The sequence below is a fragment of the Streptococcus sp. XMC genome (genome assembly GCF_021341835.1).
GTDB lineage: Bacteria > Bacillota > Bacilli > Lactobacillales > Streptococcaceae > Streptococcus.
The window spans coordinates 658,598-683,851 of sequence record NZ_JAJTNQ010000001.1 but is presented as its reverse complement, the minus strand read 5'-3'; the positions used below and the strand labels follow the sequence as shown (position 1 = coordinate 683,851).

The following is a 25,254-nucleotide window of genomic DNA, read 5'->3' as shown; positions in this document are numbered from 1 at the left end:
TGTTGCCACATCATTTTTGTTATTTGAGAATAAAAAAAGCGTCTATCATTTCCCTGACAAAATGACAAACGCATGGTGAGAGACCACTTCTCACAAATTAATTATACCATAATAAGTGAAGTTATGTAAGTAGGTAGTACTAAATATTGGTAAAAAATTTTTATATGGTTATTAAACTTATACTCGCAACATCTACATAGACTTCTTCTTTTCAAATAAAATGTGATAAAATAAGGTTAAGATTTATGAAGGAGGTGGCGCAATGCCATTTGTACGTATTGATTTATTCGAAGGGCGCACCTTGGAGCAAAAGAAAGCTTTGGCCAAGGAAGTAACCGAGGCTATCGTTCGGAATACAGGTGCTCCCCAATCTGCTGTCCATGTCATTATCAATGATATGCCTGAAGGAACCTACTTCCCTCAAGGTGAGATGCGCACTAAATAAGAGAGTGGGACAGAAATCGGTAATTCGTTAGAATTCAATTTCGTCGTCCCACCTCCGCACAGTTGAGTAGAGCTGTAAAAGTTGATGAAATCAGCGTAGTAGAGCCCACTCAACCACTGCGTTTTGCTCGACAATCCAAAGATAATTGAGAGGCTAGGACTTTTGTCCCAGCCTCTTTTAGGAAATTTGGTATTTCTTTTGAATCTGCCATAGTCGCATCTGGTAACAAATACCACTAACGACAATGCTAGAAATTAAGCCAATCCAGTAAGCATAGGGACCTAGGTTAGTGACATGGTCTAAAAAGATCCCCAAGGGAATAGAGACACACCAGTAACTAAAGACACCAAGTAGGAAGGGAACGGTAGTGTCCTTGTAGCCCCGAAGAATTCCTTGAATCGGTGCTGCGACCGTATCTGCTATTTGGAAAAGTAGACTATAGGTCATAAAGATGGCTGTCTGATGAATAAATTCTGAGTCAGTTCCATAGAGTCCCGCCACTTGATAGCGATACAGATAGAGGAAAGTGAGGGTAAAGAAGGCAAATCCAAAGGCTGTCCAGCGTCCAATCCGACAATATTGACGAACGACATCGGGACGCCCAGCCCCAATCTCAAAGGAAACGATAATAGCCATGGTATTGGAGATACTAGCTGGGAAAGCGTACATAAGGGTTGAGAAGTTCATAGCCGACTGGTGACTGGCAATGGTCATAGATGGGAATTTAGCCATGAGCAAGCCCACTACAGAGAAAATAATCACTTCTGCAAACACAATCCCTCCAATCGGTAATCCGAGTCGGATCGTCTCTTTCATCTCTTTGAGATTGAGAGTTTGGATCTTCCATAGTTTGTAGATGGCTACTTTAGGATGATCAAGAAAGCAATGATGAGGAGAACCCAGTAAGCTAAGGATGTCCCCAGTCCTGCTCCTGCTCCTCCTAGCTCAGGTAGACCAAAAGCTCCATAGATCAATATGTAGTTGAAACTTGCATTTAAAGGCAATAAGAGGAGCATGAGGTACATGGACAAGCGAGCGAGGCCCAAGGTATCCAGCAAGGAACGGACCACACTAAAAAGTAAAAGAGGCAAAATCCCCAGAGACAGAAAGGCTAAATAACGGGTTGCTATCCCAGCTACGACACTTTCTAGACCGATTTTTCTTAAGACGATCGGTGCAATCAGTAAGACGAAAGCAATCAAGAGGACAGCCATCACGAAAGAGAGATAGATAAATTGATAAAAATCAGAAGCGATTCGTTTTTTATTCCCCTGCCCTAAATGATGACCGATAATTGGTGTTAAAGCTGAAACAATCCCCGTTAAAAAGGTAAAAAAGGGGTTCCAGAGACTAGTGGCAGTCGAGACTCCAGCTAAGTCCAAGGTATTGTATTGTCCCGTCATGGCTGTATCCACAAAACTTGCAGAGTAGTTGGCGAGTTGATAGACCAGGAGGGGGATAAATAGACTGATAAACAAGCGCAAGCGCTCTTTAAGATGATGGGTTAGATACATGGGACGACTCTCTTCTTATCAAGTTGAAATTTTCTCTTACCACTCTACTATATGTCTTCTTAAATGTCAAAAAAATTAAAAAACTGAAGATCTAACGGATCCTCAGTTTTTTTAGATTATTTTTTGTTGCGGTTTAAGATGGCGTTCAGAATGATAGCCAAGACACTGGCAACAACAATCCCGTTTGCAAAGAACATTTTAAAGGCACTTGGTAGGGCATTAAAGAGGGTGCTGTTGTTCAATCCTACCCCTGCTGCGATTGATACAGCTGCGATGAGGAAATTGTGCTCATTGTGCTCAAAATCAACACGCGCAAGGATCTGCATCCCTTGAATAGACACAAAACCAAACATGACTAGCATAGCTCCACCAAGTACTGGACTTGGAATGATTTGCGCTAAAGCTCCAAACTTAGGCAGGAGACCAAGAAGAACGAGGAAACCAGCCGCGTAGTAGATTGGAAGACGGGTCTTGATCCCAGACAATTTCACCAAGCCAACGTTTTGTGAGAATCCAGTGTAAGGGAAGGTATTGAAGATACCGCCGAGAAGGACGGCCAATCCTTCAGCCCGGTAGCCATTACGAAGGCGCGTGCTATCAATTGGATCTTTTGTAATATCTGAAAGAGCAAGATAGACACCAGTCGATTCGACCATGGAAACAGTTGCGATGATACACATCATGACGATTGAAGTAATTTCAAACTTAGGGGCTCCAAAGAAGAATGGTGTTGGAACGTGAACGACTGGAGCTTGTGCTACAGGTGCAAAGTCCACCAAGCCCATTGAAGCTGCGATGGCTGTCCCAACGATCAAACCAATCAAAATAGAGATGGATTTGATAAAGCCGGTTGTATAGATGTTGACCACCAGAATGATGAGAATGGTAATCACGGCCAAGATCAGACTTTGAACTGTTGGTTCTTCAGCATTGTTCCCCATGTTTCCAATGGCTACTGGAATCAAGGTCAAACCAATGGTCGTAATGACAGATCCCGTCACAATAGATGGGAAGAGGTTAGCGATTTTAGAGAAGAAACCTGAAACCAGAACCACATAAATCCCGGAAACAATCAAGGCACCAAACATGGCCCCACTACCATGACTAGCTCCAATCATGCTGAGAGGTGCCACAGACTGGAAGGCAACCCCGAGGACGACTGGAAGACCAATTCCGAAGTATTTGTTTAATTGCAATTGCAAGAAAGTGGCTACCCCACACATAAAGATATCTGTAGAGATGAGATAGGTCAATTGCTGGGCATTATAACCCAAAGCTCCCGCAATCATGATCGGTACTAAAATAGAGCCCGAATACATGGCCAATAGGTGCTGCAAGCCTAGAATGGCTGCCTGTGAATGGTTTTCTTGTTTTTGCATTAGATGTCTGCCTCCTTAAATACAACCTGACCATTTTCAAAACGGTCCAAACGAGCAAGTGAAACAACTGGGTAGCCGAGTTCTTCTAGCAGTCCACGGCCATCTTGGAAGGATTTCTCAATAACGATACCAACTGCTTCTACACTCGCACCAGCTTGTTCGATAATCTGGATCAAGCCTTTAGCTGCTTGGCCATTTGCCAGAAAGTCATCGATGATTAAGACGCGATCATCTGGTGTTAAAAACTTGCTAGCAATGGAAACCGTACTGGTCACTTGCTTGGTAAAGGAATAGACTTCTGCTGTCAAAATCCCTTCGTTCATGGTAATATTCTTGGCTTTTTTGGCAAAAATCATGGGAAGTTCTAAAGCTTCTGCCACATAAAGGGCAGGGGCAATTCCTGAAGCTTCAATGGTTACAATCTTGGTCAGACCAGCATCTTTAAAGCGTTCCGCAAAAGCCTTCCCAATTTCTTTCATCAACTGGTAATCCACCTGGTGGGTCAAGAAGGAATCGACCTTGAGGATGTTTTCTCCCAGGACATTTCCGTCTTTCAATATACGTTCTTCTAATAATTTCATGTTTTCTCCTAAACAGTTTGGAACAAAAAATAGAGACTTAACAAGTAAGCCTCTACAGAATCCAAGTATCCCTGGATCAATCTAAGACTTACTTATTGTTAGGTGTTCCGGCACCTTGTAGAGACCTTGCGCCAATCCGCAAGATAAATAAGTAATTGTAGTTTTAATGAGAGTCACCGTTCCAGATAGAATTCTTAACGATGACATAATCGACATGCTTGAGATCAGCAACCTTGCGGCCTCCAGCATAGGAAATAGAGCTTTGCAAGTCTTGCTCCATCTCTGTCAAGGTATCTTGCAGATGACCTTTGGCTGGTAGGAGAATTTTCTTGCCTTCAACATTTTTATAAGCCCCTTTTTGGTACTCGGAAGCAGATCCATAATACTCCTTAAAGGATTCACCATCGACTTCAACGGTTTTCCCTGGGCTTTCGATGTGACCTGCAAAGAGAGAACCAATCATGACCATGCTGGCACCAAAACGAATGGATTTAGCAATATCTCCATGGGTCCGAATTCCACCATCTGCAATAATGGGCTTGCGAGCTGCTTTTGAACACCAACGAAGGGCGGCTAACTGCCAACCGCCAGTACCAAAGCCAGTCTTCACTTTTGTGATGCAGACCTTGCCAGGTCCAATTCCAACCTTGGTAGCATCTGCTCCAGCGTTTTCCAACTCACGAACAGCTTCTGGAGTTCCGACATTTCCTGCGATGACAAAGGTATCTGGTAATTCCTTCTTGATATGCTGGATCATTTGGATGACACTATCTGAGTGACCGTGAGCGATGTCGATGGTGATGTATTCAGGTGCATCGTCCTTGAGTTGAGTCACAAAATCGTACTCATAGTCTTTTACTCCAACTGAGATGGAAGCAATTAAGCCCTGATCGTGCATCCGTTTGATAAAGGGAATGCGACCAGCTTCGTCAAAGCGGTGCATAATGTAAAAATAGCCCCCTTTAGCCAGTTGTTCGGCCACATCTTCATCCAGGATGGTCTGCATGTTGGCAGGTACGACTGGTATCTTGAAGGTGTGCTTACCAAACTGAACTGTCGTGTCTGCTTCTGCACGACTTTTGATAATACACTTGTTAGGGATTAGTTGAATATCTTCGTAATCAAAGATTGGAAATTCGTTTAACATACGGATTGAAATCTCGTTTCTAAATTTTAAATCGTGATGGGTCATCACTTCGTCTTCCGACGTTTCCATTCAAGATTATAACAAAGATACGGAGGCGATTCAAATAGAATGCTGATTATATAAATAATGTTCGGAAATTACTAGACTATTGTATAGAACAACTTCTATATATGAGTTATTTATGAACAAATCTGAATCCAAGTGATGATTTCTTTGCTGACAAGCTCGGGAACTGTTGTATAAAAATCGTGGCCTAGATCCTTTAAGAGGACCTTCTTGATAGAAGGATCTAAATTTTCAAGTGCTCTAGCTCTCCATTCAGGCTCATCCTCGTATCTAGGACCGATAAACAAGGCCTTGGTATCCGTTAGAGGAGCTTGATAAGATCGGAGCTCTCGTCTGACTCTCAGCAAGGAAAGAACCGCTTGTGGATCCAAATCCAGTTCATAATGATGGAGTTCAGGATTCCAACGGTAACTGGATTGGATGGCTTTTATAGCGGCTTCCGAAGGATTGTCAGTATCTCCAAGTTCACTTGCAACAGCTTCCTCTAGAGATGGAAATACCTGTTGCTTCAGATAGGCGAGTGTCTCTTCGATTTCCTGCTCTAGTGGTAGGATCTGGTCCATGTCAAGATAGCCACCATCTAGAAGAACCAGGTGTGTAATTTGTGGCATATTGGATGCTAGGTATCGAGCCAAATCTCCACCAAGCGAATGGGCAATGATACAAGTCTTTTCATTAGAATCGGCATGGGCTTCAAACCAGTCTACTAAATCTTGGGGAGATTCCAGTTTCAGCTTATAGGGATCTAGATAGGTGATGGGGAATGGAAAGCAGTGAGCAAATTCGCTCATATGATTTTCGTTACTTCCGAGTCCTCCCATAAAGTAAAACTTCACTCTTTCACCTCTATTTCTTTAATGATTCTGGCTGGATTACCAGCTAGGACTACATTATCCCCGAAGGATTTGGTCACCACTGCTCCTGCTCCAACGACGACATTATCGCCTAGGGTAACACCTGGAAGGATGATAGCTCCACCACCCGCCCAGAAGTTATCTCCTATCGTTATCGGAGCTCCATATTCCTTTCCAGCATTTCGCTCGTGTGGATCTAACGGATGGAGAGGGGTAAGAAATTGGCAATTGGGACCGATCATGGCGTTATTACCAATCCTGATCGGGCAGACATCCAGCATGGTTAAGTTCCAGTTAGCATAAAAGTTCTCTCCCAAGTGGATATTGACCCCATAGTCACAAGCCAAGAAGGGATGCAAGGATAGATTTTCTCCAGTAGATCCGAACCAACTTTTTATGAGTTGACTCCGCTTCTCACCGTCTGCTTCTTGGTTAAAGGCAAATTGCTTGGCCCGAGCTTCTTGGGCTAATGTCCTCAATTCTGGATCCATAGGACTGTAAAACTCGCCAGCAATCATCTTTTCATATTCCGTATTCATAATTATCTCCGTCATATAGTAAAAAACCACTCATAGTGAGTGGGCTTGTCTATCTCTTAATGGTACATCAGGTAGCCATCAAAGAGCTCAAAAATCTTTCCTATCGCTCGGAAAACGAGAGCCGCAACAAGGGCAACCAGCAAAAAGTAAGCTACAGCAAAAATCACACTAATGATCATCATGACACACTCCTTTTTAATGTACTTTTTCCACCCTCTATTATACTCCTGGCCTATTTTAGATTCAAGGAAAACGCTAACAAATTTTGATTTGTTTTCAACTTGTAATTTACAAAAATTTTCAGACAGGCTAAACAAATAGGCTTTGTTATGGAGTGTTATAAACCGTGATCATTGTTATAGCTTCTTTTTCATATTCTCAAGAGATTCCATACTTTTGTTGTAAAGTTTATTTTCCTCTTGATATGTTTGGCTTAATCTAGTTTCAAACCTAGAAATACTCTTTTCAAAGTTATCTCTATTTTCTTCTAATTGCCGCAATTCATGTATTGGAAGTTCTTGATTATGGTGATGACAAAAGGAGATGATAAGATCGGTCATAGATTCAGATAGTCTTTTTGCTTCTCGCTTCATATCTTGATAATCCAATTCATAATCCGCCACTTTCCTTCTAAAAGCTTGATGATCACTCTCAACTTTACTAATTTTATCATTGATATTCATGAATTCTCCTAAAGGATTGGACTGGAAAGATCGGGTTTAGGTACTTCTGTTAAAATCTTTTTGATGGCATCAGCAGCACCCCCAGTTAATCCTCCTTCTAGGGAAGCAGGCACTTGAGAAGTGGCAAAATTCTGCATTTTAAACGCCTGATTAGCCAGCCAAGTTTGTAAAATAGCCCCTTCGACCATTAAGACACCTTTTGTTGCTGAAACTAGGGCCTGGATTGCCAATCGTTCTTGAACTTTCATGTATTCAGTTTTTATGCGCTCCGCTTCTAATCGATCTTCAGTATTCGGTTCAATCATTCGTTAACTCCTTTTAATTGCTAAAAATCTTGGCACCTATTTGATCACTTTCAATAATTCTATCAGCAACCTTATTCAGATTATCGGAAATTTGAGACATTGTATTCTTATAGTCGCTTGCTGCAGTGATAGTTTTTGTCTCTTTGGCACTGTTCCATGCAGTATCCAAAGTTAATTCAGATAATAAAACCTCTACTTCACTAGATGGTAAGTGACGAGCAATACTATATGCTTCAGATTTAAGGGATGAGATTTTTTGAGAAACCTTTTCCTTTTCAGACTCAATTTTTGATTTAATTTCTTCCTCGTAAACTTCAGCCTGAAGTTTCGCGGTTTCCGCACTTACTCGGACCAACTCTTCTCTCAAACTAATTTTTTTACTACCGGAACTAGTCTTCAAGGAATTCTTTAATTCTTTGATTTGTTTGATATTTAAAGAAATCAAATCTTGTTTAGTTGGCTCCGGAGCGAAAGGACCGTAATTATCTAAATACTCTTTAATATAATGTTCCGGCCTATCAAAATTATCTTCTAACCCATAATTGGAAAGAGCTAAATTTGGTTTAAAATTCTTTGCTTTATATTCTGCTATCTTTCGGACCTGCTTTTCAGTCATGCCGGAGGCGAAAAGATTTTTTTTATAATAATAATCGATATCTAAAGCATTTCCCTTCAAATGTGGAGTCTTAGGTGAATGTCCATCTTCGTCATCAACAACTTCAAACATCAACGTTTTTCCATAGGGAACAGCACCACCATTACCATCGAGCTTAACAACGTCTCTTCGACTATCTCTGTAGATAGTCGAATTTTTTTTTAAATAAGCTAATTCTTCTTCAGTAAACCCTCCTGTTTCAACAGCTTTTTTGGCAGCGAAATCCATAAAATTAACAACTTTAATTTGTTTTCCATCTAGTAATCCGTATTTGGCTGCTGTCTTAGCTGTAGAAGGACCTGATTGGCTGTGCCCTGACATATTAGCAACAAAAGAATTTTCATCTTGGGATTTAATCTTCTCCATGGTTTCTAGATAAAACTTATCAACATCACTAGTTTGAGCTGTAATATGTCCCTCTAATATTCCAAAATAACCGCTTGCATCAAATGCATTAAAAGAAGAGGTAACCCTATCCCATTTTTTCTTCCAAAAATAAGGCGTGAAAAAACCACTAATACTACCAAAAATAGGTTGAGTCCCTGCAACAACAATGGTTGTTTCCTTGTAATTTGGATTGTTTCCAGCCAAATCATCAACTGGTACTACTGCCATGGCTTGAGTGGTATTATCAACGCGGTGAACAATTTTATAGTATTTACCCGTATCATCAATCTTGAATACTTTCCCTTCAGCTAACCTTACATGGCTTTTCGTTAATCCCTGTAAGTCTTGAATTTCTTTATCACTCAAGGCCATCTAACAGACTTCCTTTCTTTAATTCCGTATTGTATAAAATTTCTGCATGTGGGCTTCCAGCACTAGATTGTGTTACATCTTTTATTTTTTCTTCTTCGATCAAAGTTTGAAAATTTTCATCTATTGAATCTATAAATGTACGAAGAGCTTGACGAGGGAGTGGTTTACCAAAAACAACACTTACAAATTCTCCTGAGTCTGTTTTTAATTCAATAGATTCTTTCGAATCATAGTCAAAATCTAAACGTAATGACCCTATAATTCCATAAGCAGGATGTTGAAAATTTTTATATGATCCTCCAAATACCGCTTTATTTCCGTGAGAATCATAAACTATTGGAACAACTTCCGCATTCAACATAGAAGAACCGTCATCTCCAGTTACATAAATGGGTGAAAATTCAATCTTCTCAATCCCAGTATAGTGTTCTTTGATGTAGGTTCCGATTTGTTCTTCTAGTAAACGAAATCCATGCTGATAGAGCTTGGTTGTTTTAGGACTAAAGTTTGGTTTTGTAATTTTGTTATACATAAATGTTCCTCCGAATATAAGAATTATTATTATTATAAATGATATAGAAAATTTATTCTTCATTAGTTGCCTCCGATTTAATTGATTATCCACCATTTTTTGTAATCGATCGTTTTAATAATTATAACATAATTCCTAATTTAAAAGTAATTTACAAAAGTCTATTATTATAATTTAAATCTTTAACAAAAATTATAAAGAATTACGTTTATCTTTTCACTTATAAAGTATTATCTACTGTACATTTAATTATAATATCGTTAGCTAAGCTTAGGTATATTGTTCTCTAAAAATATGGAGTCTTAATTCCATTTCCACCCTTGTGTCAAGTATTGGATACATATTTTTTTCAAATTTCCAATCCATTTTCCACTTCTATTTTAACTGCAACACCGGATTTTTCAAGAGATTATTGATGAGGTCGGTATAAATCATCTGATCGACCACTTCCGTTATGCTTGTGATTCTTTGCCCTGCATCTTTGGAAGACGCTCCACAATGATAGATTCGTTGATGTTCGGTATTCCAGTCGATAATGATGTATCTGTCATGAAACTCTCCACTGGATTTTTGGAATGTTATCTTTCTAAATGGGTATTCTTGGCAGAAATCCTGATATTCAAGGGTATGAAGTCCTTTGCCGATGTTATCGCTGAATATAATGACTTCTACCGATGAAGGAACATCTTTTAGCAAGACCAAAGTTTTCACTCCGATATAGTTATCGACGATATAGATACTCTTTTTCGCTATGCTATAAATGTCTTTATAAGCAAGATTTGCTTCGATCGGCTGTCCGTTCAAGAGTAAAAATCCATATTTGAGCTGTGGATTGCTAAGGTCAAGAATCAGCTCCGACAGCTCCGATTTATGCACCACATTATTTAAGGTATCCACCACTTCTGCTACCTGATCTTCCACATCTCTTAAATCTCGTCTTAAATCCTGCATTTCCACGACATTACTTGTAATCTGCATCGAAAGCTGCAAAAACTCTCTTTTCCCAATCAACCCTTGATTTTCTACGATGTAGTCTTTCATTTGCTTGAAAGTGCGAATCAAGGCTTTACTCTGCTTGACTGCAAGCTCTCCTTTGAGAACTGTCATCAGCATATAGATTCCCTGCTCGGTAAAAGCATGAGGATTGTACTTAATATTACTACCTCTTCCTGCACTCTTGTTCAAGGTCGCATTTTGCGACCTTGAAAGTTCAGATACTTCCTCATCCGTTAATTGAAACATAAAGTCTTCATCAAATTTCTCAATATTTCTTTTAACCTGCTCATTAAATCGCTTTGTTTCATATCCATAGATTTCGGCTAATTCAAAGTCAAGCATAACCTTTTGTCCCCTAATAATATAAATCTTTTTTACAAGGGATTCATGACTTACAAGCATAATTTCGTCTTTTTTATCCATCTTTTCCATTCCCTTTCTCAAATTTCCAAATAATCTCCACCTTGTCTTTACCATAAACATAAATCCTGTCTATGACTTCGTTGATCCAGTCTAAAACAAGCTCTCCTTTTGTAACCGCTTCTCTTAGCTTATCAACATTAAGGTTATGTCCTGAAGATGTATTTTCTTTTATCTTGTCCGTAATGATGGCTATTTCCTGTTCTGTATTTTTAAGTTTTTTGCTTAAATCTTCTTTCTTTGATAAATATGCTTCCTTATCTATTTCGTCCTGTTTATGCCTTTCATAAAGCTGCATTTTGGAAACCTGAATCTTTTGCTTTTCCGCTTCCAGTCTTTTCTTCCTGTAAAGCAGGCTTTCACAAATGCTTTCCATAACTTTATGCTCAATCTTTCTTGTCTGTTCTTTTTCAAGAAAGCTCTCTGTATAAAGTTTAATCTCTTCTGAAACAATATCTTCCAGTGTTTCTGCTTTTATCTTCCCTTTCATGCAGCCACAGTCTTTTGCTTTGTACCGATAGGGACAGCAATATCCATCTGTTTTTCCATAATTAACTGTATAAGTCATTTTATGATAGCACTTACCACAATAGACTTTGTCTTGAAGAATATGAAAATGCTTCCGCTCTCTACTGATTAGTTTTGCATTGCTGTTTAGCATATCCTGAACCTTACCAAAATCTTCTTTAGAGATAATAGCTTCGTGCATATCTTCTCTAATTATCCAGTCTTTGCTATCAACCCATTTTCTATTATCAGAACCAACTTCCTGTACCCTTGTCTTTCCACCAACAACAGCTCCTGTATAAACTCTTTGTGTTAAAACATATCTAATAATCTGTCCTGTCCATACTCCACTTCCTCTTTTAAGCCCTATATGTTTTGCCGGCGTCAGAACACCTCTATGATTAAAATCTTTAGAAATGGAAAGCATACTTTCTCCACTCAGGTATCTTTCAAAGACTTCTTCAATGATGTTTCTCACTCTATCATCGACAAGTAGCTGATGATGGTCTTTTTCATCTTTTACATACCCATACGGTGCTTTTGAACCGAAATAATACCCTCTATCCTGTCTTACTCTTACTGATGAACTGATTTTTTGTGAAATGTCCTTGGAATAGTAGTCGTAGACAAGATTCTTAAAAGGAATTTCTAAACTGCTGATTCCATTCTCATTGTTATTACTGTCATAATTGTCATTCACAGAGATGAAACGAACCTGCATAAAAGGGAATATCTGCTCAATATATGCTCCGGATTCAATATAATCTCTTGCAAATCGTGATAAATCCTTTACAAGAATAGTTCTTATCTCATTTTTCTTCATAAGACCTATCATCTTTTGAAATGCAGGACGATTAAAATTTGTTCCGGTATAGCCATCATCAATATGTTCTCTTATCTTCACTCCAGTAAATTCTTCTCTTGAACTGATATAGTTCTTTAAGATTTCTCTTTGGGAAGTAATGCTGTTACTTTCGTCTTTTAAATCGTCATCTTCTAAGGAAAGTCTTAAATAAAAATCTACTGTATTCATATCAGCTCCTCCTTGTCTTTCTACCGAGTTTTTCAGTAATCACAGGAGTTTCTTCAAAATTAAATTTGATTTCTATTGTGTTATCTTTCCCTATAAAGATCTTATCAATGATGCTATCTACAAAGTCTTTATCCCATTTCTTTGTTTTACCTTTAAAAAGTGCTGTAAGGTACTTATGCCTTTCTTCAAGTTCAAATACTTCTTTTTCAAAGATAGCAACTTGTCTTTCTTTTAGGATTTCGAGTTCTGCTTTCTTTTTACCCAGAAGTCCTTTTTCCCTTTCAAAATCTTCTTTACTCCACTTGCCCAAAACATATTTTTCATAATACTCACTTTGAAGTCTGCTAAAGCCTAAAATTTTTCTTTCAATTTCAGTTATTTCTTTTTCCTTTTTCTTATCCATCTCTATTTTAAGATTGTCATAAGCATTCAGATAAGCCTTATAACTTTTACTGTTACTTAAAAGAATAGCTTCAAAGGCTGCTTTAACAGTTTTTTCAAGAGTAGCCTCTGTAATAGATGTTCCGCATTTTTCTGTTGTAAATTCTCTGAACCGATTACAGCTAAAATAAAATACAGTTTTATTACCGCTTTTTTGCATGTGTACGCTCATTTTTCTCTTACAAATTCCACAATATAGTTTTCCTCTAAATACTGTATCATCCTTAGCATTCTTATTTTCTTTTCTGCTATTTTTAATGGAATTAGATTTTGAGGAAATTTTCTCCTGTACCTTTTCAAATGTATCAAGCGAGATAATTGCTTCATGGGCATCTTCTGTTATTGTCCAATGTTCTTCGTCAAGCCTTTCTCTCTTTTTCCCTTCAAATAAATGCTTTTGATTTCTGCCTTGAATGAGTGTTCCTGTATATACACGATTTTTAAGCACTTGTAATATTGTTGTCGGAATCCAAGCTCTTATAAGCTCATTTTCATCAGCTTTAGCTTTTCCAAACTTCCTATAATCAGTTGCTATATATACTTTCTTTTCAAACAGTAACTTTGAAATATCAAGTGTACTAAATCCCTTCAAATACGCATCAAAAATTTCTTTTACGATGGAAGCTGTATTTTCATCAACATATAACCGTCTTACTCCATCTTCATCTTTTCTTGCTGTATAGCCATAAGGAGCCGCACCACAGATGAATCCGCCTTGTTTGATCCTCATCTGATGAGAGCTTGATACTTTCTTTGAAATGTCTTTTGCATAAGTTTCATTTACAATATTCTTCAAGATTACCTCAAGAGATTTATTGGGATCTTCCATGTGAAAGGTATCCAGATTGTCATTAACCGCAATAAATCTTACTCCAAGAAACGGAAATATCTTTTCAATGAAGTTTCCAAGCTCCGTATAATTCCTTCCAAAGCGGGATAGGTCTTTTACAATAATGCAGTTGACTTTTCCCGTCCTTACTTCTCCCACAAGTTTTTCAAAGTCAGGTCTTTCAAATTCTGTCCCTGTCTTTGCGATGTCTTTATATATTCCAACCAAATTATGACCATCATTTTTCTTTATATAACTTTCACAAAGAGCAATTTGATTTTCAATGGAATCACTCGGCTTTTCTTTTTTATCTCTTGATATTCTTGTGTAAATCGCTGTTTGAAAACTGTTTCCGCTTTCTTTGCTTAACAGAGCTTCTTCCGCTTTTGCCCGCCTGTTCGCTGTCCTTGCCATCTACACCACCTCCTTCATCAGCTCGGAGGATTGCTTTGTGTAGTCGCTTAACTTATCCAGTATATCTGTAGTTTCATCATAGTTAAAATGGATTTCTATCCTTTTTTCTTCCAAAACATAGATTTTATCGACAAGTCTTACAAGAAGCCCTCTTTCTAAGGTGCTTATATTCCTGTACTTTTTAATATCTGACAGGAAGTTTTTGTTTCCCAAACTCTTTTGATAGAGTCTTGAAATTTCTTTATTCTGCTTTTCTAAAATCAGTTCGCTTTCTACGATACGGTTTGTATAAAACTCTCTCATACCGTAAAATTCTTCTTCAGAAATGATTCCTTCTTTTAAGTCCTGATACAGAGCCGATTTTAAAAGTTCAAACTTTGCCTTGCTTTTCTTGGTATACTCCTGTCTTTTATCTATTTTCTGAAAAAGCTCATAAGATACTTCCATTTCTCTTATCTCTTCTGAAATGCTTTCATACTTCCCAAGAGAGTTGATATAATGGCAAATCATCTCAAGTACGCTTAGCTTTAATTCTTCCTGTTTGATTGAATGCCTGCTGCACTCTTTTCCTTTGTTGTACTGGGAGCAGATATAGTAAATAGTGGGAGTTTTCCCTCTCTTATCGACTTTCTTTGTCATCTGAGCATTACAGTCCTTGCAAAATAAAAGACCTGAAAACAAATCCGCCTTCTCTCCGACATTTTTTGCCTTTATATCACATTTCAAAAGTTTTTGGGCAATTTCAAAGTCATAAATATCAATAATAGCTTCATGATTGTCCTCGATTTCAATCCAATCGCTTCTATCCTTGGAAACCACCTTATCCAGCTTATAGTTTATCTTTTCCCGTTTTCCCTGTTGCAGTGTTCCGATATAGATTTCATTGGTTAAAATACGATTAACTGCCGGCGTATCCCATTTGGCAACCGCCTTTGTGCTGAAGCCTGTCTTATACCTTATTCCCTTTGCCTTTTTATGCTCCATCGGTGATGGGATTCCATTATCGTTTAAGTGTTTGGCAATAGAGTAGGAGCTGTACCCCTCAAGCTTCATTGAAAAGATTTTACGCACCACATATTCCGCTTCTTTATCAATTACTATTTTGTGCTTATCTTCCTTATCTTTTTCATAGCCGTAAGGAGCATAGTTTGATATAAACTGTCCCTGTTTTCTCTTTACCTTGCAGACACTTCTGACCTTTGCGGAAGTATCCCTACAATAATTGTCATTGATGAAGCTTTTAAACGGAATGACCAAGTTCTTTTCCGTTTCACTGGCTGTATAGCTGTCATAATTATCATTTAGGGCAATAAATCTTATATCAAGAGAGGGAAATACTCTTTGCAGGTATCTTCCGCTATCAATATAATCTCTGCCAAATCTGGATAAGTCTTTTACAACAATGCAGTTAATTCTCCCTGTGATGACATCTTCCATCATTTTCTTAAATGCCGGTCTTTCAAAGTTTATACCTGAATATCCGTCATCGACATATTCTTCTATCAGCTCCATATCCTCATTTTTATCAATGAAGTCATTAATCTGAAGTCTTTGGTTGGAAATGCTGTTGCTTTCCACCTTAAAGCCTTTATCATATTTTTCATCATCTTGTGATAATCTGAGATACATGGCAACTTTGAGAACATCTGTATCTAAATTATTTTTAGACATAACAAAACCTCCAAACTTTCATATTCTTTTTTAAGGAGAAATATGATAACTTGGAGTCTTTCAGCTCTTATGAAGTTGTATCCCTATTTGGTTAGTATTATACCATAGATTTGTAAAAAAGTCTGCCCCTTTTATCATATTTTTAATCAAGCAGCATTGCTTTCTTTTTTAGATATGACAGAAAACAATCCTCCAAACTTCTTCCATTCTCTGCATAGCTACATTTAACAATGACATTTCCGACTTTCATAAAGTACATGGAAAGCGGCTCTGCATTTTTCTTATCTTTTATATCTTCGATATCAGGGACAATTTTCCTGTCTATCTCTTCCGCTGACATGTTTTTATATCTTGCTAATTCTTCTACATTCATTAGAAAACTCCTTTCCCTGTTGTTTTCTTTTTTAAGTTTTATGACATTGGTAGGTGTCTTGGCTGACAACATAGGAATCTCACCTCCGCCCCTTATTCAAGACGAGCCGGCATAAACTGTTGAAGTATCATTATCACCGCCTGTATCAACGAACAGACTGCCACATCTGTTTTTTATGTAATCTTATTTGTCGCTCACTTTCTTATTTCCTTGGTTTAACCAGTATTCATAAAACTGAAATCTCTCAGCAGAAAGGTCTTGGCGTAAGTCATAATTCTCCACAAGCAGATAAAGTCCTACCTTGGTCTATTCAGTTGTCAAAGAACAATATTTGAAAGGGATTGTTTTCTCTACATTTTCCTATTTGCCATAAGCAGGCGTATCTCTTACCGAAGAAAGTAAAGGAGGTCAAACTCCCCTTCACTTTACATAAGGAAAATTTGACCCCTTTGGTTACCGAAGTTTTAAAGTTCTTCGATGAATTTTTTCAGCTTTTCAAGAATTTTGTTTCTTCTTTTGATTAAGGCTGGATGTGTAATACTTTTAAGCTTTGCCACTGAACGAACCGTTTCATCATTGAAATACAAGCGTTCAATAATATCTCTTTCTTCTGCATTGAGTCTTGATATAGCATTTCTGACTGCTTCAATCATCATCTGTGTTTCAACAATCTTTTCTACATCAACACTTTCATCGACAATATTATCTACATAATGTCCATCATGATCCAACGATGAAAAAAAGAGCAAGTGGTTTTTCTTGTCCACCTGCTCTAAATACTTTTCGTGTTCTTTTTCTCGCCAGTAGACTTTATATATCTGCTCGCTGACTTTAACCCTTTGTCCGTTGACATAAAGGTAATATTCTTTTGGCATTTAATTTCCTCCATTTCTTTTTTTGTCTGCGTTTTTAGACAAAAAAAGGAGGACTTCTGCACATAGGCATAAAAAGTCCTCTAAAATGAAAAAAATCTATTATAAAATTTATTTTATGGAATATTATAAAAAATACTATTCATAACTTCTCGTTTTTCTTGCGTTTTTATCATATGTCCCTCTTGTAATTTACTAATATATGCATTTTCATAAATACGTGAAATCAATCACTTTATCACAAACTGACTCTAAAAACTCAACATCATGGGATATTATTAAAATCAACTTATCTTCTTCCTTTACTTTCTTTATGTTTTTAGCTACTATTTTCATATTTCTATAGTCCAATCCACTGGTTGGTTCATCGAAAAATAGAATTTTCTTGTCGGATAGTAAAGCGGATAAGATAATTACTCTCTGTTTTTGTCCTCCTGACAAGGTGTGAGGATTCCTATCACTGATATTTTTCAACTCCATATCTTTTAGCCAAGTATCTAAAACATAATCATCTTTAATATTTGATGTTAATACTATTTCATCTTTAACGCTGTCTGTGAATAACTGATAGTTCACTTCCTGCATAATAAGCAGGCTCTCATTTAGCCTACTTTTTCGTAAAAAAATACCCCCTACATTTTCGTAGGAAGTATTTTTAATCAACCATACCAGTTGACAGATATCCCACTTAGGACATTTTCCTACAAGGGGTCCCGAGCGCTTAGTGGGAATTTGTACCCCTTATCGATACAAATTCCCCGTAGGCGCTAGGGACCTCTTTAGCTTCTTGGAAGCTGTCAGTAGTATATCTAATAATTTATCTCCATTCCCTTTAGTAACGTGTAACTTTCCAAATTTAAAAAAGCGACTCATAGAATTATTTCCTCCCGTTAAATAATAGATAACTATTAAAAATAGACAATACTTGCTCATAAGTAATGGTACTTAAATTGTTTACTTTGGCGTGTTTCATTGCTTGATGAAACTGATTTTTAGTAAACAGTTGACGATATTCTCGATTGACCCATTTTGAAACAAAGTACGTATATAGCTTCCAATATTTATCTGGAACATCTGTGGTATGGCGGGTAAGTTTTATTAAGACACTGTTTACTTTTGGTTTAGAATGAAAGCATTCCGCTGGCAGCTTAAGCAATTGCTGAATCGAGACTTGAGTGTGCAAGAGCAACCCTAGTGTTCGGTGAATATCCAAGGTACGCTTGTAGAATCCTTCTTCAACAATCAGATAGATGTCAGACGCACGGCTTTCAAAAACCACTTTTTTAATAATTTGTGTGCTTAAATGGTAAGGAATATTCCCAACAATTTTATACCTCTGTTTGTTAGGGAATTGAAACTGTAGAATATCTTGGTGAATTAAAGTGACACGAGTATTCAGTTTTAATTTTTCTGACGATAAGTTGAATAGATGACTGTCTAATTCAATAGACGTTACCTGTTTACTTATTTTAGCCAGTTTCGTCGTTAAATGCCCTTTACCTGTTCCAATTTCGTAAACGGTATCGGTTTCTTTTAAATTCAATTGTTTTATTATTTGGTTGAGTACTTTTTCACTCGTTAAAAAGTTTTGAGAATATTTTATATTTTTGTTCATGTAATCTCTCCTGAAGTGATTACATCTATAAACAAATACAGAAGTTAAACGATTTGTTTGTAATTTTAGTTATCTGTTTAAAAAGTCATAAGATTAGTCACTGGTAGGAATTAATCTAACGTATTTATTTATCTGTGTAATCACTGTTTTTAGTCTGTTTCAAAACAGTAGATGTTTTATCTACATTACGCATTTGGAATACCAACATGACGAATCCCTCCTTCTTAATTACAAATTTTTAGCATCTAATTTAACTTCAATTCCTATTATACAAAATTTTAAGATAATGCACTATCAACACACTCTTAAGTTTGCTTCTAAGTCTTATTTCCATAACTTCTTTTACGTTTCCGCCATTCTTTGCTGTTTCGATTTTTATGATATGGTGCAAGTCAGCACGAACACGAACCGTCTTATCTCCCATTATATCTTTTTTTGGATATCTGTCAACTGGTATGGTTGACAGATATCCTTTTTTTGTTGTTATCACGTCCTGTTCTTTTACTGACTGTTGCTTCAAAATCTGCTTGTGTCGGTCTGTCAGTTTCGCATGGTCGAGAATGTCTTTTACAACCTGCGTCTGGTTGATTTCATCAAGTTTAATCGCAACCTTTAAGGTCGGGGCAACTTGATGAGATAGCCAGTTCAGCGTCCTTTGGAAGGAGTAAGGCTCTGGTTTTGTGGTTAGTTTTAATCGTTCACGATTGTTCCCAATAAACCAAGCCCATTCTTCATTCAGTTTCCAATCAGAACGAGGTTTGGAATCGTCTTTATCTACAAAACGGATATACCGATTGATAATTTTAAAGGCGGTATGCTCTGGATTGTCATAGACGAGTAAATCACGGACTGCATAATAGGCACGCTCATTTTTCAATCGAATCTCAAAACGGTTTTTTACTTCTGCGTCTTCAATGGGAATATCATTTTTCTTGTACTGCTCGTAGTCCTTTTCATAGATACAGAAATAAACTTCACTTTGTAATGAACCGATATAGAGGGTGTTTCCCATACATTCCTTTTCCTCTTTGCGTACCAGTTCGCCACTGCGATAGCTTTTAAAACTGCGGAAGACGGAGATACATTCTTCCTGTTGGCACTTTTCAGTGAGTACAGGGATATTTAAAATCCCTGTCTTATCGTTAATGGCAAGGTCAAGGCGTTTCATCACACCGCCAGCCACCAAAACGTCCATAAAGAACTCATACCAGCTTCTTTGTTGTGCCAGAAGATAGCTTTCAAATTGTCTGCACCCACGACCTTTCAATTCCACCAGAACTCCTTTGTCCAGTTCATGGGAGCAAAGGACGAATATGTCGCCTAAAGCATAATGCTCTGAATAAGAATAGAAACCATAGTCCTCATGAAGAAAATAGGACAGTTTCAGTTGTAAGATGTTTTCGACCACCTGCTGTACGTCTGTTGTCGGAAAGCGAATTCTTACATAATCAAACAGCATTTCAAGGGGAGCGTCGGGATTGAAGCGTTCCAGAGCTTCCCAAAGGGACTGCTGTAAATCCTCTGATGGCTTGACTTTTCCTGTTTCAATATCGCTTAGATACTGCCTTGTAATACCAGTCGCAACAGCTAAACGGTTTTGAGATAGTCCATAAGCCAAGCGTTTTTCTTTTAAATGCTGTAACCAAGTTTGTTCATTCAGTAAAAATCCCTCCAATCAAAAAGGCGTATGTCAACTTTTAAAGCCCATTTGACATACGCTGAAATTTTGTAAATCCCTTGTAACCAAAGGATTTTCTAATGTTTTTTTGACTGTTTCCTGTCGATTTGTACCCCCCTGTTAGATACGGGGGGTTAAGTGCTGGCGTGGCTATTGCCACACCAGCCAGCAAGATCAGTCCACACCTGCGACTTCCGCTTCGCACGTCGCCTGCGTGGACTGTCTGCTGTTGGATAACTTTTTAATTTCCTCCAAGAAATCATATCCTTTTGGTACAAGGGGAGTATAAAACTCTGATATGACACTTGTTCCTACATCAACATAGCCACGACCTTTGATTCGCTTTAAGAAGAAATCCTTTTGTACGTCACTGCCAAACATCATGCCATAGCCCATTTCAGACATACGACCTAAAGCCACTCTGAAATTAAACTGATCACGGATTCCGTCGCCTAAATATTTTGCGTCTGGACGTTGACAAGCCAGTATTAGAAAGAAGCCAGCTTGACGACCTAACATGACAATCTGTTTCAGCTTATTCATAACTGCGGTGTTTTCTTTTGTTCCCAGCATTTCCATGAAAGCGACGTATTCATCAAAGATTAAGAAGTGTGCCGGGAGACCTAAGTAAGCATAATTTTTGCCAGTCTTATAGTTCTTCATCTGCTTCATTTCCTCACTACGTTTCATCATTTCTTCATAGAATGTTTCAATGCAAGAAAGCAAGTCTTCTTTTCTATAGTAGACATTTGCCATCACAGAACCTAAGTCCGCAAGGTCAGCATTTTTCGGGTCAAGAATATACAGTTTTGAATCTGTATGAAGCAAGGCTTCAATCAGTGTCAGTATAAAGTAAGTTTTACCGCCACCTGTACCACCAGCAATCAACATATGAGGGAGCTTATCATATTCCCACCATACGTTTTTCATTAAGCGAAGTTTACCATCTTTAGCTTCTACTTCATCAATAGAAATACGACTGGCTATGGTGTCATAGAGCAAAGTATATTCCACATAGGAATCCTTTAACTCTTTATCCGTCAGCTCACAGTACAAGCCACTCTCTAATTTCTTTTCCAAGTGTAAGAGTTGGTCTTGATATTTTCCCAGCGTGATTTCCACCCGTATCTGTATCAAGCCATTTTTAAGTCGATAATACATTTTAGGGAAGTAGGTTATCTTTTCCTTTGTACGACCAGCACTATCTTTAAAGAAACCCTCTGTTTTGACCTGTTCAGATTCATACCACTTGTTTTCAAGTATCATCTTTGCCAGTTTTTGACGGTGGTAAAGTTGTTTAACCGTATCATAGCGAACCCGTTTGAATACAAACGCTACCAGCAAGCAGATAAGAATTGCGACACTGAAACTGATAATTAAATAGGGAATGTCAATCTTATCTGCTTGTGATAGGTTAAAATCCTGCCAGTTGATCTGCTGGATTGTCTTCACATGAAACAGTCCGACAACCAGCAGGAAAACAGGCAGGAGTGACGCTATCGTAAAATGAAAGACTAAATCTTTACCAGATGGGCGAATCCTTTTACCACGCTGTTTCATGCGAAAAAGTCTCCTTTCTACCTAGCGACTATTTGTCTTGTGTCGGTTCTTTCTTTGCTTGTGGTTGAGCTTTGAATGAACTAGAATCCTTTGTCAGCACAATATCGTCTGCCTTGATATACCAGTCAACATCTGCTCCTTGATAGGTGGCAGTAGCAACGGTGTCCGCAATGGGATTGATAAGTTCCACCCGTGCGTTATAATCAAACTCTTTCAAAGGCACGCTGGCAGGAATACTTACTTGAATCATGCGTCCTTGTCCTTTGGATTTTAAGTCATAGGTACGTTCCTTGATTTCATCTGAAACCGACCCGTCTTCATTTTGGATTCTCACTTCACGACGTAGAGCAGAGAATTTCAATTCTCCAAAAGTCGTGTCTTTATCTAATACAATGCCATTTGCTAATCTCATCATTTTTCCTCTCTTTCTTTATTCTTTTATCATGTCGTCAGCATGTAAAAGGTAATTTGTAAAACCACGAGTGCCGATTTTGTAGCCCTCTGCGGTAATACGTGGATTGACTAACTTCACACGTTCCTCAAAGCCGAAATGTTTTTCGCCAGCTTCAGCAGGAAGCACCACCACAATATCATCTGCTCTTTGAACATCAGAATAGAGATTATAGCTTCTTGATAAGACAGTTAGCCGTCCGTTGATTCTTCGCTGAACGACTTTATCCTCGCCAGCAAATTCTAAATTGCCGAATGTTTTTTCCATGTTGGGAATCACAAATTTAAGTTCCATATTTTTACCTATCCTTTCTTTTTTATTGGCTGAATGAATGTTTGATGGTCTTAAAGAGTGGGGAACGACCTTTTGATTCTTGATTTTTTGTTTTCATAAGTTCACTTCCTTTCAAAATCGGGTAAAAAAATAGACACCTCATTTTTTGAAGTGTCTACCTATTAAATATTCAAATTTTATTGGAAGTATCTTTATATCTTCACTTTTCAAGGATAAATCGTCGTATCAAAGCTCATTCATAAGTAGTAAATTAGTAGTAAATTGAGTGGTTTTGACCTTGATAAAGTGTGATAAGTCCAGTTTTTATGCGGATAATTAGATTTTTATACTGTTTTTAGTTGTAAATTCTCATCATCTTTTAAAATTTTACCTTTATTTTCTTTGTATAAGCCACATATGATTTTTGCTAATGTAGACTTCCCAATTCCATTTTCTCCAACAATCCCAATAATATTCCCATAGCAAAATTTAAGATCCTCAATGGACAAAATTATTTTGGTATTTCTTTTGAATATCAGATTTTTTAACTCTAATAAAGTCCCTTTATTTGAAGTTTCAAAATCATCAAATCTTTCAATAGCTTTATAATCAGAATGTCTAAGTCCTGTTCTCGTTCGTTCATCTTCACTTAGATTTTCAATTTCGTCCATACTATATTCTCTGATGATTTTTCCATCCTCTAAGTATATTGCTCTATCAGCAATGTCTTTTAAATACCACAACCTGTGTTCTGCAATAATAATAGTTTTTCCTAAAGATTTAAGCTTTTTTATTGTAAGCGATAGTTCTTTCATTGACTTTATGTCTAAGCTTGAAGATGGTTCATCAAGAATAAATATCTCAGGGTTTAATGCGTAAATGCTTGCTATAGCAATCTTCTGCTTTTCTCCTCCAGAAAGATTGAATATATTTTTATTCATCAAGTTTTCAAGATGAAGCTCTTTTTCAACTTCTTCAATCCTTTTGTTAATTACTTCTCTTTCTATGCCGTAATTTTCTAAACCAAAAGCAATTTCATCTGTTGTATTTGTTGTATAAAATTGTGTTTTGGGATTTTGAAAAACCGAGCCTACATTCTTAGATAATTTATAAATTGGGGTGGTAAATGTATTCATACCATTGACCATAACACTGCCAGAAATGTCTCCATCATAAAACTCAGGTATTATACCATTCATAAGCTTTAATAGAGTAGACTTTCCACAACCACTCCTACCACATAGAAGAATGCATTCTCCTTTTTTTACAATCAAATTAATGTCTTTTAATGAGTAATTAGCTCCTCCCTTGTATTTAAAGCTTAATTCTCTAATTTCAATCATAAGTCCCACCCCGAGATTTTCATAAATACAACGATTAATATAATTAAAATCATAGAAAGTAAAACACAAATATCCTTTCTCCTAAATTTAATAAGATATCTACTTGTTTTGTTAACAGGAGCATCAAGTCCCCTTATAATGGCTGATTGAGAGAGCTCATCCCCAATTTCTATCACACTTACGAATAAGGGCACAAAAAAATATTCCATTATTAATGTTGGTTTCCTTATTAAATTTATTAAGTTAAAATTAATTCCTCGAGTTTTCATCGCCATATTTATATGACTCCATTCGTCTTTAATAGTAGGCAAACATCTAAATATTACAGAAATCATTATGAGCGAGTCTTTTGAAAGTTTTAATTTTTGTAAAGTTGCCACTGCACTGGAAACAGATGTGGAATTTAAAATCCATTTGCCCACGATAATAGATGGCAGAAATTTTCTTCCAATTGCTAAGATAAATAAAATTAAATTCGAAAGAAAATTCATATTAAAATAGGCTAAAGATTTTTCCAATACTACACTTATTACAAAAAATAAAATATACTTTATAGCGGATTTTTTATAACCATCGCTAATAATGATGACAAGAAAAAATAATGTAATAAGACTTTGATAGATCCAATCAAACCCTAAAAAAATTAAAATATTCGCACCTATAAGCAAGATAAGTTTTGTTCTGAGGTCATATTTTGACCCCAGAACAAACTTTGAATTTTCCATTATAAAACTCCTGCTGATTCCAGCTTTTTATTTAGTATTTTCTTTGTAAAATAAGAACCAATCAAAGAGAATATAAATGTTCCAATAATCATAACTGGTAGCATCCATATTGGTGTCCATGCTCTTACTGTATTACAAAAGTTTTGATCTAAGCCACCTTTTATAACACTTTCAAAAAATGCTTCTCTCATAAGCCAAATTGGTAAGAATCCTCCAAATAAGTTTAGAGAAAAAAACATATGACTAATTGTATTTTTCTTAAAGTCTGTATAATTTCCACCTCTTGCTATTAACATAGCAATTATTCCGGCAGGCACTGCCACTAATGGTGCAATTGGAATATGACCAGTTACAACTAATAAAATACTTGGTAAGATAGCTGCGATTACAATAGCGGTGGCTGACTTTGTTTTTGCAAGAAGCATATGATAGGTTGGTGCAGCAAGTAGTGCTACAAGCATAGGCATTAGTAAAAATAAAACAGGGACAGGCATAGATATTGCCCCAATTACTAAATATGTTACAAAGTAAAGTGCAATTAAAACACCAGCTGTAACTGCATTTTTTGATGATTTCTTTTGTGTTTTCATAAAT

The 25,254-nt window shown here is 37.1% G+C and carries 27 protein-coding genes, 2 pseudogenes and 1 riboswitch; of the genes and pseudogenes, 1 reads left to right on the top strand and 28 read right to left on the bottom strand.

Annotated features, from left to right (window positions below; genetic code table 11):
* Nucleotides 1-262: 262 nt before the first annotated feature.
* The gene (locus LXO72_RS03150; RefSeq protein ID WP_001117397.1) at nucleotides 263-445 is read left to right on the top strand and encodes a 4-oxalocrotonate tautomerase; all 183 of its coding nucleotides are present in this window, start codon (nucleotides 263-265) and stop codon (nucleotides 443-445) included.
* A 177-nt stretch (nucleotides 446-622) separates the two neighbouring features.
* Here LXO72_RS03150 and LXO72_RS03145 read toward each other — a convergent pair.
* The 28 genes and pseudogenes from LXO72_RS03145 to LXO72_RS03010 form a co-directional block, all read right to left on the bottom strand.
* A pseudogene (locus LXO72_RS03145) lies at nucleotides 623-1,959 on the bottom strand (MATE family efflux transporter).
* A 116-nt stretch (nucleotides 1,960-2,075) separates the two neighbouring features.
* Nucleotides 2,076-3,338, bottom strand: a complete 1,263-nt coding sequence (locus LXO72_RS03140) for a nucleobase:cation symporter-2 family protein (RefSeq protein ID WP_233331502.1) — start codon at nucleotides 3,336-3,338, stop codon at nucleotides 2,076-2,078.
* Nucleotides 3,338-3,919: a xanthine phosphoribosyltransferase gene (locus tag LXO72_RS03135; RefSeq protein WP_129822047.1), complete on the bottom strand. Its 582-nt coding sequence runs from the start codon at nucleotides 3,917-3,919 to the stop codon at nucleotides 3,338-3,340. The genes LXO72_RS03140 and LXO72_RS03135 overlap by 1 nt, the downstream gene beginning before the upstream one ends.
* Before the next feature lie 75 nt (nucleotides 3,920-3,994).
* Nucleotides 3,995-4,090, bottom strand: a riboswitch (purine riboswitch).
* On the bottom strand, nucleotides 4,083-5,066 hold the full coding sequence (gene guaC, locus LXO72_RS03130) for a GMP reductase (RefSeq protein ID WP_233331501.1): 984 nt from the start codon (nucleotides 5,064-5,066) through the stop codon (nucleotides 4,083-4,085). It overlaps the preceding riboswitch by 8 nt.
* A gap of 179 nt (nucleotides 5,067-5,245) precedes the next feature.
* Nucleotides 5,246-5,968, bottom strand: a complete 723-nt coding sequence (locus tag LXO72_RS03125; RefSeq protein WP_233331500.1) for an alpha/beta fold hydrolase — start codon at nucleotides 5,966-5,968, stop codon at nucleotides 5,246-5,248.
* The gene (locus LXO72_RS03120; protein WP_233331499.1) at nucleotides 5,965-6,525 is read right to left on the bottom strand and encodes a sugar O-acetyltransferase; all 561 of its coding nucleotides are present in this window, start codon (nucleotides 6,523-6,525) and stop codon (nucleotides 5,965-5,967) included. Before LXO72_RS03120 ends, LXO72_RS03125 begins: the two co-directional genes overlap by 4 nt.
* A 56-nt stretch (nucleotides 6,526-6,581) precedes the next feature.
* Entirely contained in the window at nucleotides 6,582-6,707 is a 126-nt protein-coding gene (locus LXO72_RS10140) for a hypothetical protein (protein ID WP_023023285.1), read from the bottom strand.
* A 174-nt stretch (nucleotides 6,708-6,881) separates the two neighbouring features.
* Nucleotides 6,882-7,208 carry a hypothetical protein gene (locus LXO72_RS03115; RefSeq protein WP_233331498.1) on the bottom strand — a complete coding sequence of 109 codons (327 nt, stop codon included), beginning with the start codon at nucleotides 7,206-7,208 and terminating at the stop codon, nucleotides 6,882-6,884.
* An 8-nt stretch (nucleotides 7,209-7,216) separates the two neighbouring features.
* Nucleotides 7,217-7,513 carry a hypothetical protein gene (locus LXO72_RS03110; protein ID WP_223363996.1) on the bottom strand — a complete coding sequence of 99 codons (297 nt, stop codon included), beginning with the start codon at nucleotides 7,511-7,513 and terminating at the stop codon, nucleotides 7,217-7,219.
* Between the two features lie 13 nt (nucleotides 7,514-7,526).
* A complete protein-coding gene (locus tag LXO72_RS03105; RefSeq protein WP_233331497.1) occupies nucleotides 7,527-8,927 on the bottom strand; it encodes a hypothetical protein in 1,401 nt (466 codons plus the stop codon).
* A complete protein-coding gene (locus LXO72_RS03100) occupies nucleotides 8,914-9,522 on the bottom strand; it encodes a hypothetical protein (RefSeq protein WP_233331496.1) in 609 nt (202 codons plus the stop codon). Before LXO72_RS03100 ends, LXO72_RS03105 begins: the two co-directional genes overlap by 14 nt.
* Nucleotides 9,523-9,834: 312 nt before the next feature.
* Nucleotides 9,835-10,878 carry an ORF6N domain-containing protein gene (locus LXO72_RS03095; RefSeq protein ID WP_014262664.1) on the bottom strand — a complete coding sequence of 348 codons (1,044 nt, stop codon included), beginning with the start codon at nucleotides 10,876-10,878 and terminating at the stop codon, nucleotides 9,835-9,837.
* Nucleotides 10,871-12,415, bottom strand: coding sequence for a recombinase family protein (locus tag LXO72_RS03090; RefSeq protein WP_001098743.1), 1,545 nt, complete (start codon nucleotides 12,413-12,415; stop codon nucleotides 10,871-10,873). The genes LXO72_RS03095 and LXO72_RS03090 overlap by 8 nt, the downstream gene beginning before the upstream one ends.
* A 1-nt stretch (nucleotide 12,416) precedes the next feature.
* Nucleotides 12,417-14,099, bottom strand: a complete 1,683-nt coding sequence (locus tag LXO72_RS03085; protein WP_000124510.1) for a recombinase family protein — start codon at nucleotides 14,097-14,099, stop codon at nucleotides 12,417-12,419.
* Nucleotides 14,100-15,770, bottom strand: a complete 1,671-nt coding sequence (locus LXO72_RS03080) for a recombinase family protein (RefSeq protein WP_000042123.1) — start codon at nucleotides 15,768-15,770, stop codon at nucleotides 14,100-14,102.
* 142 nt (nucleotides 15,771-15,912) lie between these two features.
* Nucleotides 15,913-16,143, bottom strand: a complete 231-nt coding sequence (locus LXO72_RS03075) for a DUF6870 family protein (protein ID WP_001860240.1) — start codon at nucleotides 16,141-16,143, stop codon at nucleotides 15,913-15,915.
* A 464-nt stretch (nucleotides 16,144-16,607) separates the two neighbouring features.
* A complete protein-coding gene (locus LXO72_RS03070) occupies nucleotides 16,608-17,018 on the bottom strand; it encodes a sigma-70 family RNA polymerase sigma factor (protein ID WP_001123821.1) in 411 nt (136 codons plus the stop codon).
* 207 nt (nucleotides 17,019-17,225) lie between these two features.
* Nucleotides 17,226-17,600, bottom strand: a complete 375-nt coding sequence (locus LXO72_RS03065) for an ATP-binding cassette domain-containing protein (protein ID WP_001860239.1) — start codon at nucleotides 17,598-17,600, stop codon at nucleotides 17,226-17,228.
* A 292-nt stretch (nucleotides 17,601-17,892) separates the two neighbouring features.
* On the bottom strand, nucleotides 17,893-18,630 hold the full coding sequence (gene erm(B) / locus LXO72_RS03060) for a 23S rRNA (adenine(2058)-N(6))-methyltransferase Erm(B) (RefSeq protein ID WP_233331495.1): 738 nt from the start codon (nucleotides 18,628-18,630) through the stop codon (nucleotides 17,893-17,895).
* Nucleotides 18,631-18,754: 124 nt separating this feature from the next.
* Nucleotides 18,755-18,838: a 23S rRNA methyltransferase attenuation leader peptide gene (locus LXO72_RS03055; RefSeq protein WP_001865637.1), complete on the bottom strand. Its 84-nt coding sequence runs from the start codon at nucleotides 18,836-18,838 to the stop codon at nucleotides 18,755-18,757.
* Nucleotides 18,839-18,886: 48 nt separating this feature from the next.
* A complete protein-coding gene (locus tag LXO72_RS03050; RefSeq protein WP_148842514.1) occupies nucleotides 18,887-19,120 on the bottom strand; it encodes a peptide-binding protein in 234 nt (77 codons plus the stop codon).
* Nucleotides 19,103-20,305: pseudogene (gene mobT, locus LXO72_RS03045) on the bottom strand (MobT family relaxase); the annotation flags it as partial. The gene LXO72_RS03050 and the pseudogene mobT, both read right to left, overlap by 18 nt.
* Nucleotides 20,306-20,482: 177 nt before the next feature.
* On the bottom strand, nucleotides 20,483-21,868 hold the full coding sequence (locus LXO72_RS03035) for an FtsK/SpoIIIE domain-containing protein (RefSeq protein ID WP_000813488.1): 1,386 nt from the start codon (nucleotides 21,866-21,868) through the stop codon (nucleotides 20,483-20,485).
* A gap of 28 nt (nucleotides 21,869-21,896) precedes the next feature.
* Entirely contained in the window at nucleotides 21,897-22,283 is a 387-nt protein-coding gene (locus LXO72_RS03030) for a YdcP family protein (RefSeq protein ID WP_000985015.1), read from the bottom strand.
* 15 nt (nucleotides 22,284-22,298) lie between these two features.
* Complete coding sequence (locus tag LXO72_RS03025; protein WP_000420682.1) at nucleotides 22,299-22,613, bottom strand: YdcP family protein; 315 nt, start codon at nucleotides 22,611-22,613, stop codon at nucleotides 22,299-22,301.
* A 323-nt stretch (nucleotides 22,614-22,936) separates the two neighbouring features.
* Entirely contained in the window at nucleotides 22,937-23,935 is a 999-nt protein-coding gene (locus LXO72_RS03020; protein WP_001860234.1) for an ABC transporter ATP-binding protein, read from the bottom strand.
* The gene (locus LXO72_RS03015) at nucleotides 23,932-24,660 is read right to left on the bottom strand and encodes an energy-coupling factor transporter transmembrane component T (protein WP_233331494.1); all 729 of its coding nucleotides are present in this window, start codon (nucleotides 24,658-24,660) and stop codon (nucleotides 23,932-23,934) included. Before LXO72_RS03015 ends, LXO72_RS03020 begins: the two co-directional genes overlap by 4 nt.
* A complete protein-coding gene (locus tag LXO72_RS03010; protein ID WP_014262669.1) occupies nucleotides 24,660-25,250 on the bottom strand; it encodes an MptD family putative ECF transporter S component in 591 nt (196 codons plus the stop codon). The genes LXO72_RS03015 and LXO72_RS03010 overlap by 1 nt, the downstream gene beginning before the upstream one ends.
* Nucleotides 25,251-25,254 lie beyond the last annotated feature (4 nt).

Bases quoted from the DNA above. Each gene is read 5' to 3' on its own strand.
- LXO72_RS03115 (WP_233331498.1), bottom strand. From the start codon at position 7,208: ATGAATATCAATGATAAAATTAGTAAAGTTGAGAGTGATCATCAAGCT.
- LXO72_RS03120 (WP_233331499.1), bottom strand. From the start codon at position 6,525: ATGAATACGGAATATGAAAAGATGATTGCTGGCGAGTTTTACAGTCCT.
- guaC (WP_233331501.1), bottom strand. From the start codon at position 5,066: ATGTTAAACGAATTTCCAATCTTTGATTACGAAGATATTCAACTAATC.
- LXO72_RS03035 (WP_000813488.1), bottom strand. From the start codon at position 21,868: ATGAAACAGCGTGGTAAAAGGATTCGCCCATCTGGTAAAGATTTAGTC.
- LXO72_RS03135 (WP_129822047.1), bottom strand. From the start codon at position 3,919: ATGAAATTATTAGAAGAACGTATATTGAAAGACGGAAATGTCCTGGGA.
- LXO72_RS03075 (WP_001860240.1), bottom strand. From the start codon at position 16,143: ATGAATGTAGAAGAATTAGCAAGATATAAAAACATGTCAGCGGAAGAG.
- LXO72_RS10140 (WP_023023285.1), bottom strand. From the start codon at position 6,707: ATGATGATCATTAGTGTGATTTTTGCTGTAGCTTACTTTTTGCTGGTT.
- LXO72_RS03065 (WP_001860239.1), bottom strand. From the start codon at position 17,600: ATGCAGGAAGTGAACTATCAGTTATTCACAGACAGCGTTAAAGATGAA.
- LXO72_RS03010 (WP_014262669.1), bottom strand. From the start codon at position 25,250: ATGAAAACACAAAAGAAATCATCAAAAAATGCAGTTACAGCTGGTGTT.
- LXO72_RS03150 (WP_001117397.1), top strand. From the start codon at position 263: ATGCCATTTGTACGTATTGATTTATTCGAAGGGCGCACCTTGGAGCAA.
- LXO72_RS03140 (WP_233331502.1), bottom strand. From the start codon at position 3,338: ATGCAAAAACAAGAAAACCATTCACAGGCAGCCATTCTAGGCTTGCAG.
- LXO72_RS03015 (WP_233331494.1), bottom strand. From the start codon at position 24,660: ATGGAAAATTCAAAGTTTGTTCTGGGGTCAAAATATGACCTCAGAACA.
- LXO72_RS03085 (WP_000124510.1), bottom strand. From the start codon at position 14,099: ATGGCAAGGACAGCGAACAGGCGGGCAAAAGCGGAAGAAGCTCTGTTA.
- LXO72_RS03070 (WP_001123821.1), bottom strand. From the start codon at position 17,018: ATGCCAAAAGAATATTACCTTTATGTCAACGGACAAAGGGTTAAAGTC.
- LXO72_RS03105 (WP_233331497.1), bottom strand. From the start codon at position 8,927: ATGGCCTTGAGTGATAAAGAAATTCAAGACTTACAGGGATTAACGAAA.
- LXO72_RS03090 (WP_001098743.1), bottom strand. From the start codon at position 12,415: ATGAATACAGTAGATTTTTATTTAAGACTTTCCTTAGAAGATGACGAT.
- LXO72_RS03080 (WP_000042123.1), bottom strand. From the start codon at position 15,770: ATGTCTAAAAATAATTTAGATACAGATGTTCTCAAAGTTGCCATGTAT.
- LXO72_RS03020 (WP_001860234.1), bottom strand. From the start codon at position 23,935: ATGATTGAAATTAGAGAATTAAGCTTTAAATACAAGGGAGGAGCTAAT.
- LXO72_RS03025 (WP_000420682.1), bottom strand. From the start codon at position 22,613: ATGGAACTTAAATTTGTGATTCCCAACATGGAAAAAACATTCGGCAAT.
- LXO72_RS03055 (WP_001865637.1), bottom strand. From the start codon at position 18,838: ATGTTGGTATTCCAAATGCGTAATGTAGATAAAACATCTACTGTTTTG.
- LXO72_RS03110 (WP_223363996.1), bottom strand. From the start codon at position 7,513: ATGATTGAACCGAATACTGAAGATCGATTAGAAGCGGAGCGCATAAAA.
- LXO72_RS03100 (WP_233331496.1), bottom strand. From the start codon at position 9,522: ATGAAGAATAAATTTTCTATATCATTTATAATAATAATAATTCTTATA.
- LXO72_RS03030 (WP_000985015.1), bottom strand. From the start codon at position 22,283: ATGATGAGATTAGCAAATGGCATTGTATTAGATAAAGACACGACTTTT.
- LXO72_RS03095 (WP_014262664.1), bottom strand. From the start codon at position 10,878: ATGGATAAAAAAGACGAAATTATGCTTGTAAGTCATGAATCCCTTGTA.